The 13,802-nt window shown below is 49.7% G+C and carries 17 protein-coding genes and 1 pseudogene; 9 read left to right on the top strand and 9 right to left on the bottom strand.

Annotation, left to right across the window (positions count from 1 at the left end):
* Positions 1 to 16: 16 nt before the first annotated feature.
* Complete coding sequence (locus OGX91_RS02850) at positions 17 to 787, bottom strand: class I SAM-dependent methyltransferase (RefSeq protein ID WP_005120358.1); 771 nt, start codon at positions 785 to 787, stop codon at positions 17 to 19.
* Positions 788 to 952: 165 nt separating this feature from the next.
* Here OGX91_RS02850 and dgcJ point away from each other — a divergent pair, with 165 nt between their 5' ends.
* The 3 genes from dgcJ (at position 953) to OGX91_RS02835 (ending at position 3,582) form a co-directional block, all read left to right on the top strand.
* Positions 953 to 2,443, top strand: a complete 1,491-nt coding sequence (dgcJ, locus tag OGX91_RS02845; RefSeq protein ID WP_286625390.1) for a diguanylate cyclase DgcJ — start codon at positions 953 to 955, stop codon at positions 2,441 to 2,443.
* A 48-nt stretch (positions 2,444 to 2,491) separates the two neighbouring features.
* The gene (locus OGX91_RS02840) at positions 2,492 to 2,995 is read left to right on the top strand and encodes a YbaK/prolyl-tRNA synthetase associated domain-containing protein (RefSeq protein ID WP_040233638.1); all 504 of its coding nucleotides are present in this window, start codon (positions 2,492 to 2,494) and stop codon (positions 2,993 to 2,995) included.
* A 140-nt stretch (positions 2,996 to 3,135) separates the two neighbouring features.
* On the top strand, positions 3,136 to 3,582 hold the full coding sequence (locus OGX91_RS02835) for a DUF441 domain-containing protein (protein WP_005120361.1): 447 nt from the start codon (positions 3,136 to 3,138) through the stop codon (positions 3,580 to 3,582).
* Here the strand turns inward: OGX91_RS02835 and OGX91_RS02830 are convergent.
* Positions 3,565 to 4,357, bottom strand: a pseudogene (locus OGX91_RS02830) (AraC family transcriptional regulator); the annotation flags it as partial. The gene OGX91_RS02835 and the pseudogene OGX91_RS02830 overlap by 18 nt on opposite strands.
* Positions 4,358 to 4,456: 99 nt before the next feature.
* On the opposite strand from OGX91_RS02830, the gene OGX91_RS02825 reads away from it, so the two are divergent.
* Entirely contained in the window at positions 4,457 to 5,644 is a 1,188-nt protein-coding gene (locus OGX91_RS02825) for a CynX/NimT family MFS transporter (RefSeq protein WP_040233634.1), read from the top strand.
* A 36-nt stretch (positions 5,645 to 5,680) separates the two neighbouring features.
* Here the strand turns inward: OGX91_RS02825 and OGX91_RS02820 are convergent, their stop codons facing one another.
* Positions 5,681 to 6,388 carry a CTP synthase C-terminal region-related (seleno)protein gene (locus tag OGX91_RS02820; protein WP_286625388.1) on the bottom strand — a complete coding sequence of 236 codons (708 nt, stop codon included), beginning with the start codon at positions 6,386 to 6,388 and terminating at the stop codon, positions 5,681 to 5,683.
* Positions 6,389 to 6,573: 185 nt separating this feature from the next.
* Here OGX91_RS02820 and OGX91_RS02815 point away from each other — a divergent pair, with 185 nt between their 5' ends.
* A complete protein-coding gene (locus tag OGX91_RS02815) occupies positions 6,574 to 6,921 on the top strand; it encodes a DUF488 domain-containing protein (protein WP_005120366.1) in 348 nt (115 codons plus the stop codon).
* 7 nt (positions 6,922 to 6,928) lie between these two features.
* Here the strand turns inward: OGX91_RS02815 and OGX91_RS02810 are convergent, their stop codons facing one another.
* On the bottom strand, positions 6,929 to 7,177 hold the full coding sequence (locus OGX91_RS02810) for a putative hemolysin (RefSeq protein ID WP_005120367.1): 249 nt from the start codon (positions 7,175 to 7,177) through the stop codon (positions 6,929 to 6,931).
* Positions 7,178 to 7,363: 186 nt separating this feature from the next.
* Here OGX91_RS02810 and OGX91_RS02805 point away from each other — a divergent pair, with 186 nt between their 5' ends.
* From OGX91_RS02805 to OGX91_RS02795, 3 genes are read left to right on the top strand one after another with little or no spacing between them, the layout of a single operon-like run.
* The gene (locus OGX91_RS02805) at positions 7,364 to 8,389 is read left to right on the top strand and encodes a sensor domain-containing diguanylate cyclase (RefSeq protein WP_199947573.1); all 1,026 of its coding nucleotides are present in this window, start codon (positions 7,364 to 7,366) and stop codon (positions 8,387 to 8,389) included.
* A 47-nt stretch (positions 8,390 to 8,436) separates the two neighbouring features.
* Positions 8,437 to 8,535, top strand: coding sequence for a YoaK family small membrane protein (locus OGX91_RS02800; RefSeq protein ID WP_086523648.1), 99 nt, complete (start codon positions 8,437 to 8,439; stop codon positions 8,533 to 8,535).
* Positions 8,536 to 8,537: 2 nt separating this feature from the next.
* On the top strand, positions 8,538 to 8,612 hold the full coding sequence (locus tag OGX91_RS02795) for a hypothetical protein (RefSeq protein ID WP_137378469.1): 75 nt from the start codon (positions 8,538 to 8,540) through the stop codon (positions 8,610 to 8,612).
* A 49-nt stretch (positions 8,613 to 8,661) separates the two neighbouring features.
* Here the strand turns inward: OGX91_RS02795 and OGX91_RS02790 are convergent, their stop codons facing one another.
* Positions 8,662 to 8,910 carry a GlsB/YeaQ/YmgE family stress response membrane protein gene (locus OGX91_RS02790; RefSeq protein WP_005120370.1) on the bottom strand — a complete coding sequence of 83 codons (249 nt, stop codon included), beginning with the start codon at positions 8,908 to 8,910 and terminating at the stop codon, positions 8,662 to 8,664.
* Positions 8,911 to 9,270: 360 nt separating this feature from the next.
* On the opposite strand from OGX91_RS02790, the gene fdhF reads away from it, so the two are divergent.
* Positions 9,271 to 11,418, top strand: coding sequence for a formate dehydrogenase subunit alpha (gene fdhF, locus OGX91_RS02785; protein ID WP_199947572.1), 2,148 nt, complete (start codon positions 9,271 to 9,273; stop codon positions 11,416 to 11,418).
* A gap of 52 nt (positions 11,419 to 11,470) precedes the next feature.
* Here the strand turns inward: fdhF and OGX91_RS02780 are convergent, their stop codons facing one another.
* The 4 genes from OGX91_RS02780 to leuE form a co-directional block, all read right to left on the bottom strand.
* Positions 11,471 to 12,115 carry a hypothetical protein gene (locus OGX91_RS02780; protein WP_155020956.1) on the bottom strand — a complete coding sequence of 215 codons (645 nt, stop codon included), beginning with the start codon at positions 12,113 to 12,115 and terminating at the stop codon, positions 11,471 to 11,473.
* 216 nt (positions 12,116 to 12,331) lie between these two features.
* A complete protein-coding gene (locus OGX91_RS02775) occupies positions 12,332 to 12,514 on the bottom strand; it encodes a DUF1869 domain-containing protein (RefSeq protein WP_005120375.1) in 183 nt (60 codons plus the stop codon).
* Between the two features lie 3 nt (positions 12,515 to 12,517).
* Positions 12,518 to 12,880, bottom strand: coding sequence for a DUF1971 domain-containing protein YeaR (gene yeaR, locus OGX91_RS02770; protein ID WP_005120376.1), 363 nt, complete (start codon positions 12,878 to 12,880; stop codon positions 12,518 to 12,520).
* A 174-nt stretch (positions 12,881 to 13,054) separates the two neighbouring features.
* Positions 13,055 to 13,693 carry a leucine efflux protein LeuE gene (leuE, locus tag OGX91_RS02765; RefSeq protein ID WP_005120378.1) on the bottom strand — a complete coding sequence of 213 codons (639 nt, stop codon included), beginning with the start codon at positions 13,691 to 13,693 and terminating at the stop codon, positions 13,055 to 13,057.
* Between the last annotated feature and the right edge of the window lie 109 nt (positions 13,694 to 13,802).

Genomic DNA, 13,802 nt, shown 5'->3' with positions numbered 1-13,802 from the left:
GTGCCCCATCCTGTTTTTATTTTCCCTTAACAGAGCAGCAGGCAATGTAGTTTAGCTGATGGCGTTGCGAACGGAAGAAGCGAAACATTTTCAGGAATCGACGGCGATTTTCGTAAGTGCGTAAACCGTTAAACATAATTTTAATCGCCCCTGTAACCCCCTCATCACGAATTAATCCTCGTGGCGACATCAGCGACATAGCGCCATTATGCTGCATGACCTGTTCAAAACCGCAGTTGAGAAATAACTCACGCCAGCCTTGTCTGGTCATCGGACTCACGTTTGATTTCACCACCTCCACAAGCTTGCCCTGCTCGCTCGCATCCAGTTTTTGTGTGGTGAACATAATGTCGTGGGTTAACAGACGACCGCCGGGTTTCAACACGCGATAATATTCGGCAATTAATTTCGCCTTCGCTTTATCGGCATACATTGTCAGCATGGCCTCGTTAATCACCACATCGAAGCTGTTATCCGCAAAAGGTAGGGTACTGGCATTCGCCGCCATCACATGAATGTGATTTTCCAGTCCATTTGCTGCCACATTATTTCTGGCATTTGACAGCGCGGTTTTATCCATATCGATAGCGTAGACCGTACAACCAAAGCGTTGCGCTATCTCTATTGCCGTGGTGGCCATATTACAGGCCACTTCCAGCACCTGGCTGTCGGGCGTCAGCTGTGACTGGCTGAACAACCACTCTGTTGCTTCAACGCCCCCCGGACGCAGACGGGTTTTGCCCAGGCTGGCTAAGAACGTATGGCCCGCTTTTTCAGTCGTGCTCATCTGCCTGTCTCCTTTTCTATAAGTTGCATTATAAATACAACATTAAGCGTTAAAGGTGAAGAGTACGAATGTTTTTTATTACAAAATGTCCTTCCCCGTAGCGTTAGAGAGGAGGTATACCGTGTGATAGACTGAAGTATCAGACTTACAGGGCTGTAAATCATTATGAAATTGCATCATAAAGCGCTCAGGCTCTTTATCTCCGTTAGCGTAATTGTTTTGACGTCTTCTTTTTTGGTTTATGAGCTCATTGCCAGCGATAAAGCGATGAATGCGTACATGCGCTATATCAATGAGAAAGCCGACTCATCGTTTCTTTATGATAAGTATACTAATCAAAGTATTGCCGCCCATCTGATGCGCACATTTTCATCCCCTCAGGAACCCGCGTCTGTCGAACAACAAAAAGCGCTTTGCAACGCTTTCGACAGCGTTAACGGCACTCATGGACTCAATCTCACAGAGCATAACTACCCGCCATTGCACGGGACGCTGCAAACCACCTCAACGAAATGTAGCGAACAACTTGAAGACATATTCCTGCTGCCCTCTTTTGATAAGGCGGTAAGCGCTAATCGTGAGCAGAAAGACTACGGTCAGGGATTAGGTACGCTGGAGTATAAATTACGATATTACGTCGACCTCAAAAATAACTACGTCTATTTCTATGACCGGATCGACTCGCGCCAATTTGCGATACATAACTGGACGTTTTTGCAAAAAGGTACCCTCGGCATTGACCAGAATGATATTGACGCTATTTTCACGGGGCGCACGGTGATCTCCAGTATTTATCAGGATAACCTGACCGGGAAAAAGGTGATGAGCTTTTTAACACCGGTCTACTATACCGGTAAGTTAAAAGGTGTAGTAATGGTGGATATCAACAAAGAGAATTTAAAGAATATCTTTTATACCAGCGACCGGCCTCTGGTATGGCGCTATCTTAACGTTACGCTCTCAGATACCAGCTCCGGTAAAGAGATTCTCGTTCACCAAAGTGAGACTAACCTGTTTCACTATGTTCACTACGAGAAGGACATTCCAGGCGGTATACGCATCACTTTATCGCTTGATTTAATGTATTTTATTGTCTCGTCCTGGAAAATCTTCGCTTTCTATCTGCTGGCAACAATTCTGCTGTTGAATTTGGTCAGAACGCATTTTCGCTTGTATCACAACGTCACGCGCGAAAATATCAGTGACGCCATGACCGGACTCTACAATCGGAAAGTTTTAACCCCGACGCTCGAAAAACGTTTGCATCAGTTGGTCAATACGGGCACTCTCGTCACCTTTATCGCCATCGACTGCGATAAGTTGAAAGTCATCAATGATACGTTAGGGCATAAAGAAGGCGACCGGATTATCACCCATCTGGCCAAAGCCATTCAAAGCTCCATTCGCAAAAGCGATTACGCAATCCGCCTCGGCGGCGATGAGTTTTGTATCATCCTCATCGACCATCCCAGTGATTTAACGCCCCGCCTGCTGGAGAGAATTCGCTATAACTTACAAATTATTGCGCATGATATATCCATCAGCTTCTCCGCCGGGGTTTATAATATGCAGCCGAACGACACTATTGATGATGCTTACAAAGCATCTGATGCACAGCTCTATCTGAACAAACAGAAAAAACGCGCCGGTGCGTGATTATTTTTCTGCAGGATTTTCATTGTTGTACCAGGAGTAAAGTAAGTCATGACGGAAGTGAACAAAGGTAACGCAACGCATCAGCGTTTAATTTCGTTGTTGTCAGAGCAAGGCGCAACGTACCGCGTGGTAAGCCATGAAGCCGTTGGCAAATGTGAGGCTGTTTCTGCAATTCGTGGTACCGCGCTCGGCCAGGGAGCAAAAGCCCTGGTCTGTAAGGTCAAAGGCAACGGCGTTAATCAGCATGTGTTGGCCATTCTCCCGGCTGACCAACAGGCTGACCTGAACCAGCTTGCAGGACATATCGGCGGTTTACGCGCATCACTTGCCAGCCCGGCTGAAGTGGATGAACTGACCGGCTGCGTATTTGGTGCTATCCCACCGTTTAGTTTCCATCCAAAACTCAGGCTGGTTGCCGATCCGCTGTTGTTTGAGCGCTTTAATGAAATTGCGTTCAATGCCGGACTGCTGGAAAAGTCCGTGATCATGGACACTCAAGATTATTTGCGCATTGCGCAACCTGAATTAGTCCCATTCCATCGCGCACAATAGCAGGCCGGTAATATCAGTATCAAAACGCGATATTATGCGTTCGCCCAAAAAAGATCATAATCATTAAAAAAAGCCTGTTCCGTCACGCGTTTACGCGTACAGTAAGCAGGCTTATTTTTTCTTTTGGCAAGGAAACTACGATGTTTGATGTCACACTGCTGATCCTGCTTGGACTGGCAGCTCTGGGCTTTGTCAGCCACAACACCACTGTCGCCGTTTCAATTCTGGTGCTGATAATCGTCCGTGTTACTCCGCTGAATACATTCTTCCCGTGGATTGAAAAGCAGGGGCTTACCGTTGGGATTATTATTCTGACGATCGGCGTCATGGCTCCCATCGCCAGCGGCACGCTGCCCCCCTCTACGCTTATTCACTCCTTTGTAAACTGGAAGTCGCTGGTCGCTATCGTCGTCGGCGTTGTTGTCTCCTGGCTTGGCGGGCGCGGCGTCACGCTGATGGGCAGCCAACCTCAACTCGTCGCTGGTTTACTGGTGGGCACAGTATTGGGCGTTGCCCTCTTTCGCGGCGTGCCGGTGGGTCCGCTTATTGCGGCAGGTCTGGTGTCGCTGATTGTTGGGAAGCAGTAGTCAACCCCGCCAGATAGCGACCTGGTGTTTGACCCAGACCTTTTTTGAACATGGTGATAAACGCGGTCGTAGAATCGTAACCGAGCATTTGAGCGACCTGTTGTACATTGTGCCCGTCGATCAGTGCCTGCAGCGCCAGGATCAGCTGTAGCTGATGGCGCCAGCGGCGAAAACTTAGCCCCGTCTCTTTGACGACCAGGCGGGCAAGGTTACGCTCACTCATCGCAAACACGTTGGCCCACTGCCCCAGTGTTTGCCATTGTGCAGGTTCCCGCGCCATCGTCGCCACCATCTTGCGAATTTTCGGGTGATCGGATACCGGTAACTGCATTTGCTCCTGTGGCTGCTGTGGGAGTTCGTCAAACAATACCTGCGTTAACCTCTGGGTGGCTGGTTCACAGAGCTGGGCATCCGTTTTGCTCGCCAACGCAAGAATAAGTTCCCGGCATAATGGCGCTATTTTCAGCGTACAACACCGATCCGGCATCACCACTACGTGAGGTTCAATGAATAAAAAGCACAACTGCGCGCCAACGGTAACGTGGTTACTGTGCGGAATTTCACCAGGTATCCACACCGCATATTGCGGCGGCACCATCCACATGGCGTTCTCCACTTCACAGGTAATTGCACCATGCAACGCCAGGATTAACTGACCTTTGCGGTGTTGATGCAGTGGGCTGAAAAGCTCATCTTCCTGAGCCTGAATACAAAAAGCCACGGCGGCATCGTGGTAAAGATCGGGTTGATACCCGTCCAGCCTCAGCCCAAACATAAGAATGTCCGATTTTAGCGATAAACTGTCATTTTAGCTTGATTCATCCACAGAGTAAAAACGCTAAGGTAACGCCTCGCCTGACGATATGAGAAAAAAATGACTAACTCCCCTTCTTCCCGTGGTAAAAACAGTGCGCTGTTAATTGCGGGTATCCTGATGATCGCGACCACACTACGCGTTACGTTTACCGGCGCAGCCCCGCTGCTGGACGCGATTCGCACTGACTACGGTCTGACCACCGCCCAGACGGGACTCCTGACCACATTACCACTGCTTGCTTTTGCGCTGGTGTCGCCTTTGGCGGCAACCGTCGCTCGCCGTTGGGGCATTGAGCGCAGCCTGTTAGCCGCCATGCTGCTGATCTGTGTGGGTATTGCTATACGTTCACTCCCCTCATCCGGAGCCTTGTTTGGTGGGACAGCAGTCATTGGCTGTGGCATCGCGCTGGGAAATGTCCTTTTGCCGGGACTCATTAAGCGTGATTTTTCACAGCATGTGGCAAAGCTCACCGGGGCGTATTCGTTAACGATGGGCGCTGCAGCAGCGCTGGGTTCGGCAATGGTCGTGCCGCTGGCGTTAAATGGCTTTGGCTGGCGCGGCGCGCTAATGATGTTAATGATCTTTCCACTGCTGGCGTTATTGATCTGGTTACCTCAGTGGCGCCAGACGGCCAATGCCAGCCTCAGTAATTCGCGAGCGTTGCACTCCCGCGCAATCTGGCGCTCCAGTCTCGCCTGGCAGGTCACGCTGTTTTTGGGCATCAACTCACTCATCTATTATGTCATTATCGGCTGGTTACCCGCCATTATGATCAGTCACGGCTACAGTGAGGCACAGGCGGGGTCGCTGCATGGTTTACTGCAACTGGCGACCGCAGCGCCCGGGCTACTGATCCCCCTCGTTCTGTATCGGTTTAAAGATCAGCGTACTATCGCCGCACTGGTCTCGTTAATGTGCGCTGTTGGCGCTGCAGGGTTTGCAGTTATGCCCGAGCAGGCGGCACTGTGGACCGTGCTGTTTGGCTTTGGCTCCGGTGCCACGATGATCCTCGGCCTCACCTTCATCGGGCTACGTGCAAGCTCAGCACACCAGGCTGCCGCGCTATCAGGCATGGCGCAATCTGTCGGATATTTACTGGCCGCATGTGGGCCGCCGATGATGGGGAAAATTCACGATCTTAACGATAGCTGGCAGATCCCTCTGGTTGGCGTCGCGCTGCTAGCCCTCATCATGGCCGTGTTTGGCGTCTGTTCAGGACGCGAGAAAGAGATCGCCAGCAGGTAATACACCGGGCAGGCGAATAAGCAACCTGCCCAGTTGTTATCCTCTGGCCGCGCGCAGCAGTGCCTGGACGAGCGGTACAGGCTTTCCTGCCAGTGCCCCTCGTTCGTGCTGAAAAAGCGTCCCGACATAAAACGGATGTGTCACCAGTTCAATAGCGCGAACATCACCAGCGTCATCCCAACCCGTTACTCGCAGATCGCCGCTTTCAAGCTCAGCGGCAAAAGCTTCCGACACGCCATAGTTACAGTGATACCCCTCTGTAATGACATCCTGTCCGTAGGCTCTGGCGATCAGCGTATTCGCGCGCAGTTCAATATCATCCGTCTTTTCGACCAACGAGCAGGTCAGCGGTGCAATCACCATACGACCCGTGGTCTCTGTTTCCGCATGCGCAGCACCACGCCAGCCCAGCACATTGCGAGCATACTCGAGAATAGCATGCTGAAAACCGCCACAAGTGCCCAAAAATGGAATGCTGTTTTCGCGTGCGTAACGTATTGCCGTCAGCGCGCCTTCCGGGTGCTGGTAAGGACTGCCAGGGACCACCCAGATGGCATCATAGCCGACTAAATCTTCGCCACTACTAATATCAGATGTGGTGAGCCAGTCATAATCAGCCACTAATTCCAGAACGGCAGCAGCATCATCGATGGCAAGGGGAATAGCCTGGTGCGCCACAATATCGGGGCTGTAATCGCCCACCAGCGCAATGCGAAGCGTATCTTTAACTGGGGAAATTTCCATTAACTTTCCTTATGTCCAGACAATGAGGGACAACATAAGGAGCCTCAGCCTACCGATTTTTTGTTGTTACCACAATCCCTTAAATTGAGAGTCTATGTGGCCAAAATGCTATAATAGTCACGTTTTACGATCTTATTTAACCGTAATGAAGACGAGTTCAGTGGCTTAGCGGAGCGGATTAAGAGATGAATATTCAGTGTAAACGCGTGTATGACCCGGCAGAAAAAAGTGATGGCTATCGTGTTCTGGTCGACAGGCTGTGGCCGCGCGGGGTGAAAAAAACCGATCTTGTTTTCAATGAATGGGATAAAGCGCTGACGCCCTCATCTGATTTACGTAAGGCATTCCACGCAGATATCATCGATTTTGCCCATTTCGCCGAGCAATACCGCGCAGAACTTGCCCAGCAACAGCAGGAAGGCAAGCGACTCGCGGACATTGCCCGGCAACAGCCGTTAACGCTGCTGTATGCAGCGAAGGATACGCAGCAAAACCATGCGCTGGTTCTGGCTGAGTGGTTACGTCAATTGTGACAGCTGGTTATTTGCCCGTTGCCGGATGATCTCTGCGCCAAAGCGCCCATTCATCAATAACTTCGCCGCCGGGTAGTTTGCAATCCGACCTTACGCCTTGCGGTGTCTGCACCGCAACCAGCACACCGCCCTTTTGCTCACAATATACGGATGCCGGGTTCGCCATGCCAATTTTCGGTGGGACTGGTGCTTCAGGTGATGTGGAACACCCCGCCAGCACCAAAATGCCGGGCACAACAATAGAGGCAAGTTTCATATTCACTCCTGTTAAAAACGTTACGCAGGAAGAGTACCCCGACTCCCCACCTATCTCCATGTTTTACTGACGAGTTTCAATCCCATGTCTACATTTTGACCCGGATAGCGTGTTTCATCTTTCCCTCCGATGTTCTATTATGCGGGCAATACAGGACTTATCAGCATTCTGGAGTATTTGCCTCTCATGTCAGACATGATCCTTGCCCGAGTCTCACAATCATTAGCCACAGAGCAGTCTGTTGAGAGTCTGGTTCGGCAACTTCTGGAGATGCTGGAGGTAGTCACTGAGATGGAGTCGACCTATCTTACTAAGGTCGATTTAGATGCGCGCCTGCAGCATATTCTGTATGCGCGTAATAGTAAGCAAATGCAGCTCCCCGAAGGGCTGTCGGTGCCGTGGGATGAGACACTCTGCAAGCGCGCAATAGACGCAAACTGTCTGTATAGCGATAACGTTCCCGCGCGTTGGCCAGAATGTACCGCCGCACGCGCACTGGAGATCACAACCTTTCTGAGTACTCCAGTCCACCTGCCAGATGGCACGTTCTATGGCACCCTCTGCGCCACCAGTCGTCAGCAACAACCGCTAAGCGAACGAGGTGAGCAGGTACTGCATCTGTTCGCGGGTCTGATAGCGCAGTCTATTCAGAAAGAATCGCTGGTTGCTCAATTACGTGAAGCGAATGCTGCGCTGATCGCCCACTCCTACACTGACGTTCTGACCGGGCTACCTAACCGTCGGGCAATCTTTGAAAACATCGAAACCCTCTTCTCGCTGGCACGCCACCTGAGGCACAAAATTATTGTCGCCTATATTGATTTAGATGATTTCAAACTGATCAACGATCGTTTTGGCCACGAAGTCGGTGACCAGTTTTTGATCCAAATTGGCCAGCGTTTACGCCGTGGATGCAGTGAGAATGATATTCTTGGTCGTCTGGGCGGTGACGAATTTTTAGTCGCCAGCCTGTCAATGGAAAACGAAATGCCGCCGTATGTTCGCTTGCAAAGCGTGAAAAACCACTTACAGCAGCTAATTTGCGGTGACTATGACCTGGGTGAGATCTGTCTGTATTATCCGGGAGCCAGCCTGGGCATTGTGGAAATAGACCCGCTGGAGACAGACGTCAACTGTGCGCTTCATCTTGCAGACAGTGCGATGTATCAGGATAAGAAACGCCAGGATAAAACCGCTTTTGTCGTACATTAAGCCCTGTTATGCTTAATCATCTTTAAATTATTCTGGCAGATAAGCGTATGCGACTCGGTATTATTTTCCCCGTTATTATTTTCATTTCCGCTGTCGTTTTCCTGTCCTGGTTCTTTATTGGCGGCTACGCCTCACCAGGAGCATAACGATGAAAAAAACAACGCTTATTATGATCGGCGTGGCTGTCATCGTCGTTCTGGGAACAGAACTGGGTTGGTGGTAATCTGAGAAGAAGGCCACATATCAGTGGCCTTTATTGTCAGTATGTTTTCTTAGCTTTTGATTTTTCTGTAGATAAACAACACCACAATTGCACCAATAACGGCTACGACAAAACTGCCAAAGTTGAAACCATCGACTTTACCAAAACCAAAGAAGGTACTGATCCAGCCACCCACTACCGCACCAACAACCCCTAAGATAATGGTCATAAAGAATCCGCCGCCATCTTTACCTGGCATAATCCATTTTGCCAAAATCCCAGCGATAAGACCGAAAATCACCCATGAAATAATGCCCATAATATCCCTCACCTATGTTTTTGAGTTAACGATTCACTTGTTGTATAAAAGCATAGCATAGCGCTGAAAAATTAAAATTTGTGATCAGCATCACCTGTTATTTTCATCTTTTTCTGATCTTTCATAAGGTTAAACCATTTGATGGCGGCATTTTCCCTGACGTAGCTCGTCATTAATGTCGAATCGTCAGTCATTCAGGTCTACTCACTCCCCCTCAGCCCCTGTAATTGCTGGTTTTTCACTTCTGGCACACTTTATGCTTAAACAGCCCGTCACTATGACAAATCGTAGTCCACGATGCGTATCGCGTGGCTCCGTTTACAATTCGCGCTATTTCAGCATTTAACAGGTCTGTTATTGATGAAAAAAATCACCAGTGTATGCCCATACTGTGGGGCCGGGTGCAAGCTCAAGCTTGTTGTTGAAAATAACAAAATCATCCGCGCCGAAGCCGCAGAGGGTGTAACAAACCAAAATCAGTTATGCCTGAAAGGCTACTATGGTTGGGACTTTCTGAACGACACGCGTCTTCTGACTCCCCGTCTGACCCGACCAATGATCCGCTATGAAAAAGGTGGGAAATTCACTCCCGTTAGCTGGGATGAAGCCATTCGTTACACCGCAAAACGCTTATCTGAAATCAAAAATACCTATGGCCCCCGCGCCATTATGACCACCGGGTCCTCACGTGGAACAGGGAATGAAACCAACTACGTGATGCAAAAATTCGCACGTGGCGTGCTCCATACCAATAATGTCGATTGCTGCGCCCGTGTCTGTCACGGCCCTTCCGTTGCCGGGTTACAGGAAACATTAGGCAATGGCGCCATGAGCAATTCCATCAGCGACATTGAAAACTCAAAATGCCTGCTGATCTTTGGCTATAACTGCGCCGACTCGCACCCGATCGTGGCTCGCCGGGTAATTAAAGCTCGCCAGAACGGCGCAAAAATCATTGTCTGCGACCCACGTCGTATTGAAACTGCTCGTATCGCTGACCAACATTTGCAGTTAAAAAACGGTTGTAATATGGCACTGGTTAACGCCTTTGGCCATGTCCTCATCGAAGAGCAGCTTTATGATCACGAGTATGTGCAAAAACATGCCGAAGGTCTCGAAACCTACTGGGAAACCGTCAAGGATTACGCGCCCGAAGCCGTTGAACATTTAACGGGTGTGCCTGCACAGCAGGTTCGTCAGGCGATGCGTACTTTCGCTTCCGCCCCCTCGGCAACCGTGATGTGGGGAATGGGCGTGACCCAGTTTGGCCAGGCGGTTGACGTGGTTCGTGGTCTGTCGAGTCTGGCATTGCTGACCGGAAACCTGGGGCGTCCAAATGTCGGCGTTGGCCCGGTGCGCGGGCAAAATAACGTGCAGGGCGCGTGTGATATGGGCGTACTGCCGAACCAGTTCCCTGGGTATCAGGACGTGACCGATTTCGCCGTGAGAGAGAAGTTTGCCAACGCCTGGGGTATTGACGTAAATCTGATGGATGATAAGGTCGGCACCCGGATCACCGAAGTCCCCCATCTGGCAATCGAAGGTAAAGTCAAAGCCTACTACATCATGGGTGAAGATCCGCTGCAAACCGAGGCCGATCTGGGTCTGGTCCGTGAAGGCTTTAACGCGCTCGATTTTATCGTGGTACAAGACATCTTCATGACCAAGACGGCAGAAATGGCTGACGTTCTCCTGCCCGCAACATCGTGGGGCGAACACGGCGGCGTCTTTACCTGCGCCGATCGCGGATTCCAGCGGTTTGAAAAGGCGATTGAACCTACGGGGGATGTCAAACGCGACTGGGAAATCATCAGTCTGCTGGCCACCGCAATGGGCTATCCGATGCAGTACCAAAGTAACCAGCAAATCTGGGATGAGATGCGCGAGCTATGCCCGCTCTTCTACGGCGTGACTTACGAAAAAATGGGTGACATGGGCCACGTTCAGTGGCCATGTCCGGAGCTTGATCACCCAGGTACGCCGTATCTGTATACAGACAGCCAGTTTGATACCGCCAATGGCAAAGGTAAATTGTTTGCCGCACAGTGGCGTGCTCCTGCAGAAGTACCTGATGAAAAGTACCCAATGGTGTTATGCACTGTGCGCGAAGTCGGCCACTATTCGTGCCGCTCAATGACCGGCAACTGCGCAGCATTGCAGGCCCTGGCAGATGAGCCTGGGTATGTGCAAATCAATACTCATGATGCAGAAAAATTAGGTATTCGTCATCGTGACCTGGTATGGGTCAGTTCGCGACGCGGTAAGGTCATCAGTCGAGCAGATGTCTCCGAGCGCATCAATACCGGAACGGTGTATATGACCTATCAATGGTGGATTGGCGCGTGTAACGAGTTAACCCAGGATAATCTCGATCCTATTTCGAAAACGCCGGAAACCAAATATTGCGCCGTAAGTATTGAGCACATTAGCGATCAGGGATGGGCTGAAAAGTATGCCGCACAGACGTATAGCGACATGAAATCACGCTTGTGCGAGGCCATTGCGTAAGTCACCTCGCTAACCGCCTGAGTCTGGTCATCCAGACTCAGGTATTTTCCCGTTACTTCGCCAGCTGTGGTTCACTAAAGCGAATGGCAGCAGATTCTTCCTGCTTATCCCGCTGCATAAAACCGAGATTCATCAGGAACAACCCCGCCATAAACGGAAGTTCGTACAGTTCTTCAATGAGATCGCCGTACTGGGCATTGTGCAAAAAGATTGGGGCCAACAGACGATGATGCTCTACCGTATCGGAGATCAAAAATGCACAGGTGGTGATCGCTAACAGCCACAGCGGCAGCGGTTCATTGCGTAAGCGACGGGCAATATCCTGGCGTAAGCGCTTCGATATCAGTACCGGCAGAATAATCATGGCAATCAATACCACTGAGATAGTTCTGAACAGAAGTTTAGGGTGTTCTGGAAAATAATCACGGCCCCAACTGGTGCTGCGCCCCAGCAACACCAGCCACCACACAGCCGCCCAAAGCCAAAATTGCTTCTCACCTTCGGGACGTGATAAAGGCCGGATGTAGCTGAGAGTAAAAACCGCACCAAAGAGCAGCCATAGCGCCTGACCATTCTCAATCCATCTGACGACAGTACCGTTGAGCAAAGGTACATTCCAGTTCGCGGTAAACGGGATCGCTACGATGACTAGCCCAAGAATGAAAGTGGGTAATGTAAGTCGGGTATTCAGTTTCATAAGCGAGGTTCTGTATTGTGACAGTTCCACGATCATAACCTCTGTCAATAATCCACTATTAGCAATCGATGCGAAGACCTTAAGGTTTTCTTAAGAAATCTTTTTCCGGATATTTCCCTGATTCTTACAGATAAAAAAACCTCGCTGCGCCAGCAAAACGCAGAGAGGTTTATAAATCAAAAACGAATACATTCAATCAGTAGCAGAGACTAATACCTACCAGCCACAGACTTCATGCTCATTCTCGGTATCGTATGAACGCACCGTATTGACCAGGTCTTTAACCACTTCAGCGGCCACATCCGGGATCAACAGCGTCATCGGCGTTTCAGTTTCATAATCGACAGACACGCCATTGCTGTTATTGGTGACTGTAACGGTGTAGGTTGCTTTACTCATGATTTACTCCTTGCCGGTACGCACAACTTTTCGTTGATTTGCGCTCTCCATCAACACTTCGGGCGCCACGAAAAAGTCGATATTAAAGTAGGTGTCGTCGGTCATTACTTCGATGTTATGCCATTTTTCCGGCGGAAAAACGCCGAACTGACCGGCTTCGATAATCATCACCTCTACTGGCTCCGGGCTGTGTTCATCTGCGTATCCGAGATATTTGACCGCCCCCTGCATAACCGAAAGTCGAGGATAAACCCCGGCACGGGTACCTTTATCAAGGTGGCGTTCGAAAATTCCGGCAGGTGCAGTTTCTTTGTTCCAGAACGGCGTTGAGCGTGTATGAATATGATTCTGTGGAATTTGAAGCATTTTTCTTCCCTTTTCCAGTCGACAACCAGCGAGTCTTATTAAATCGCTGCTGTGAACAGGGTACGCCTCAAAATATATATTTAAAATACCATTTATTGGTTATAACAATCCCATTTTTCAATGAAGGGAACAGCTTTATACTGAAAGCCCGCCGTCAACAGCGGGCCAATAGCGTTACGACTGAAGCGTCGCCAAACGTGCGGCAAAACCGACAAAGATCAAGCCAATGAGGGAATTCCCAACTTTAGCCAGTTTTTTCTTCGTACGAATATACTGTGTCACAAACGCACCGGAGAAAATAAGGAAGCTCAGGTAGAAAAAGCTCACTATTTCAAGCGTCATCGCCAAAATAAAGAACGACAATCCTGAGTGAGTCGCGTTGACATCAATAAACTGTACGAAAAACGACACATAAAACAGAATGGCTTTAGGATTCGTCAGACTCAAAATTAATGCACGTTTGAAAATCGCGCCAAACGGAACTTCTTCTGGTGCAGCGTCGTTGGCTTTCGATTTCAGTGTGGCATACAGGATCTTCGCACCGAGATACAGCAGATAAAACGCGCCGAGATAACGAACGATATTGAACAATACCGGTGTTGTTTTGATAAGCGCAGCTACGCCAGCATAGGCCAGAAACATCAAGACGGCATCACCGATAAACACACCGCTTGCTGCCAAATAACCGCCCTTCACTCCACGACCGACGCTGTTCTTCAGCACAAATATCGTATTTGGCCCCGGTACCAGCACAATAAAAATAGCACCCACCAGATACGTCCAGTAATTCAGAACTCCATACTCTGCGAACACGTTAACCTCTTCCTGAAAAAACACATGCACTTGCTGCGAGACAATATGCTAACGAATGCGTCAGGGGATGGAAAGAGAAGCTTTAGAATATAGCATTCTGTTTCAGTCC

This window comes from Citrobacter sp. Cpa228, from assembly GCF_030333085.1.
Classification (GTDB): Bacteria; Pseudomonadota; Gammaproteobacteria; order Enterobacterales; family Enterobacteriaceae; genus Citrobacter; species Citrobacter pasteurii.
The sequence above is the reverse complement of the archived record's forward strand: the minus strand, read 5'-3'. Positions and strand labels throughout refer to the sequence as shown.

What these genes read in the sequence shown, in the direction of transcription:
- OGX91_RS02775 (WP_005120375.1), bottom strand. Translation starts at nt 12,514, where the DNA reads ATGAGTAAAGCAACCTACACCGTTACAGTCACCAATAACAGCAATGGC.
- OGX91_RS02790 (WP_005120370.1), bottom strand. Translation starts at nt 8,910, where the DNA reads ATGGGCATTATTTCATGGGTGATTTTCGGTCTTATCGCTGGGATTTTG.
- OGX91_RS02815 (WP_005120366.1), top strand. Translation starts at nt 6,574, where the DNA reads ATGAATATTCAGTGTAAACGCGTGTATGACCCGGCAGAAAAAAGTGAT.
- OGX91_RS02850 (WP_005120358.1), bottom strand. Translation starts at nt 787, where the DNA reads ATGAGCACGACTGAAAAAGCGGGCCATACGTTCTTAGCCAGCCTGGGC.
- OGX91_RS02800 (WP_086523648.1), top strand. Translation starts at nt 8,437, where the DNA reads ATGCGACTCGGTATTATTTTCCCCGTTATTATTTTCATTTCCGCTGTC.
- OGX91_RS02840 (WP_040233638.1), top strand. Translation starts at nt 2,492, where the DNA reads ATGACGGAAGTGAACAAAGGTAACGCAACGCATCAGCGTTTAATTTCG.
- OGX91_RS02825 (WP_040233634.1), top strand. Translation starts at nt 4,457, where the DNA reads ATGACTAACTCCCCTTCTTCCCGTGGTAAAAACAGTGCGCTGTTAATT.
- yeaR (WP_005120376.1), bottom strand. Translation starts at nt 12,880, where the DNA reads ATGCTTCAAATTCCACAGAATCATATTCATACACGCTCAACGCCGTTC.
- dgcJ (WP_286625390.1), top strand. Translation starts at nt 953, where the DNA reads ATGAAATTGCATCATAAAGCGCTCAGGCTCTTTATCTCCGTTAGCGTA.
- fdhF (WP_199947572.1), top strand. Translation starts at nt 9,271, where the DNA reads ATGAAAAAAATCACCAGTGTATGCCCATACTGTGGGGCCGGGTGCAAG.
- OGX91_RS02780 (WP_155020956.1), bottom strand. Translation starts at nt 12,115, where the DNA reads ATGAAACTGAATACCCGACTTACATTACCCACTTTCATTCTTGGGCTA.
- OGX91_RS02805 (WP_199947573.1), top strand. Translation starts at nt 7,364, where the DNA reads ATGTCAGACATGATCCTTGCCCGAGTCTCACAATCATTAGCCACAGAG.
- OGX91_RS02820 (WP_286625388.1), bottom strand. Translation starts at nt 6,388, where the DNA reads ATGGAAATTTCCCCAGTTAAAGATACGCTTCGCATTGCGCTGGTGGGC.
- OGX91_RS02810 (WP_005120367.1), bottom strand. Translation starts at nt 7,177, where the DNA reads ATGAAACTTGCCTCTATTGTTGTGCCCGGCATTTTGGTGCTGGCGGGG.
- OGX91_RS02835 (WP_005120361.1), top strand. Translation starts at nt 3,136, where the DNA reads ATGTTTGATGTCACACTGCTGATCCTGCTTGGACTGGCAGCTCTGGGC.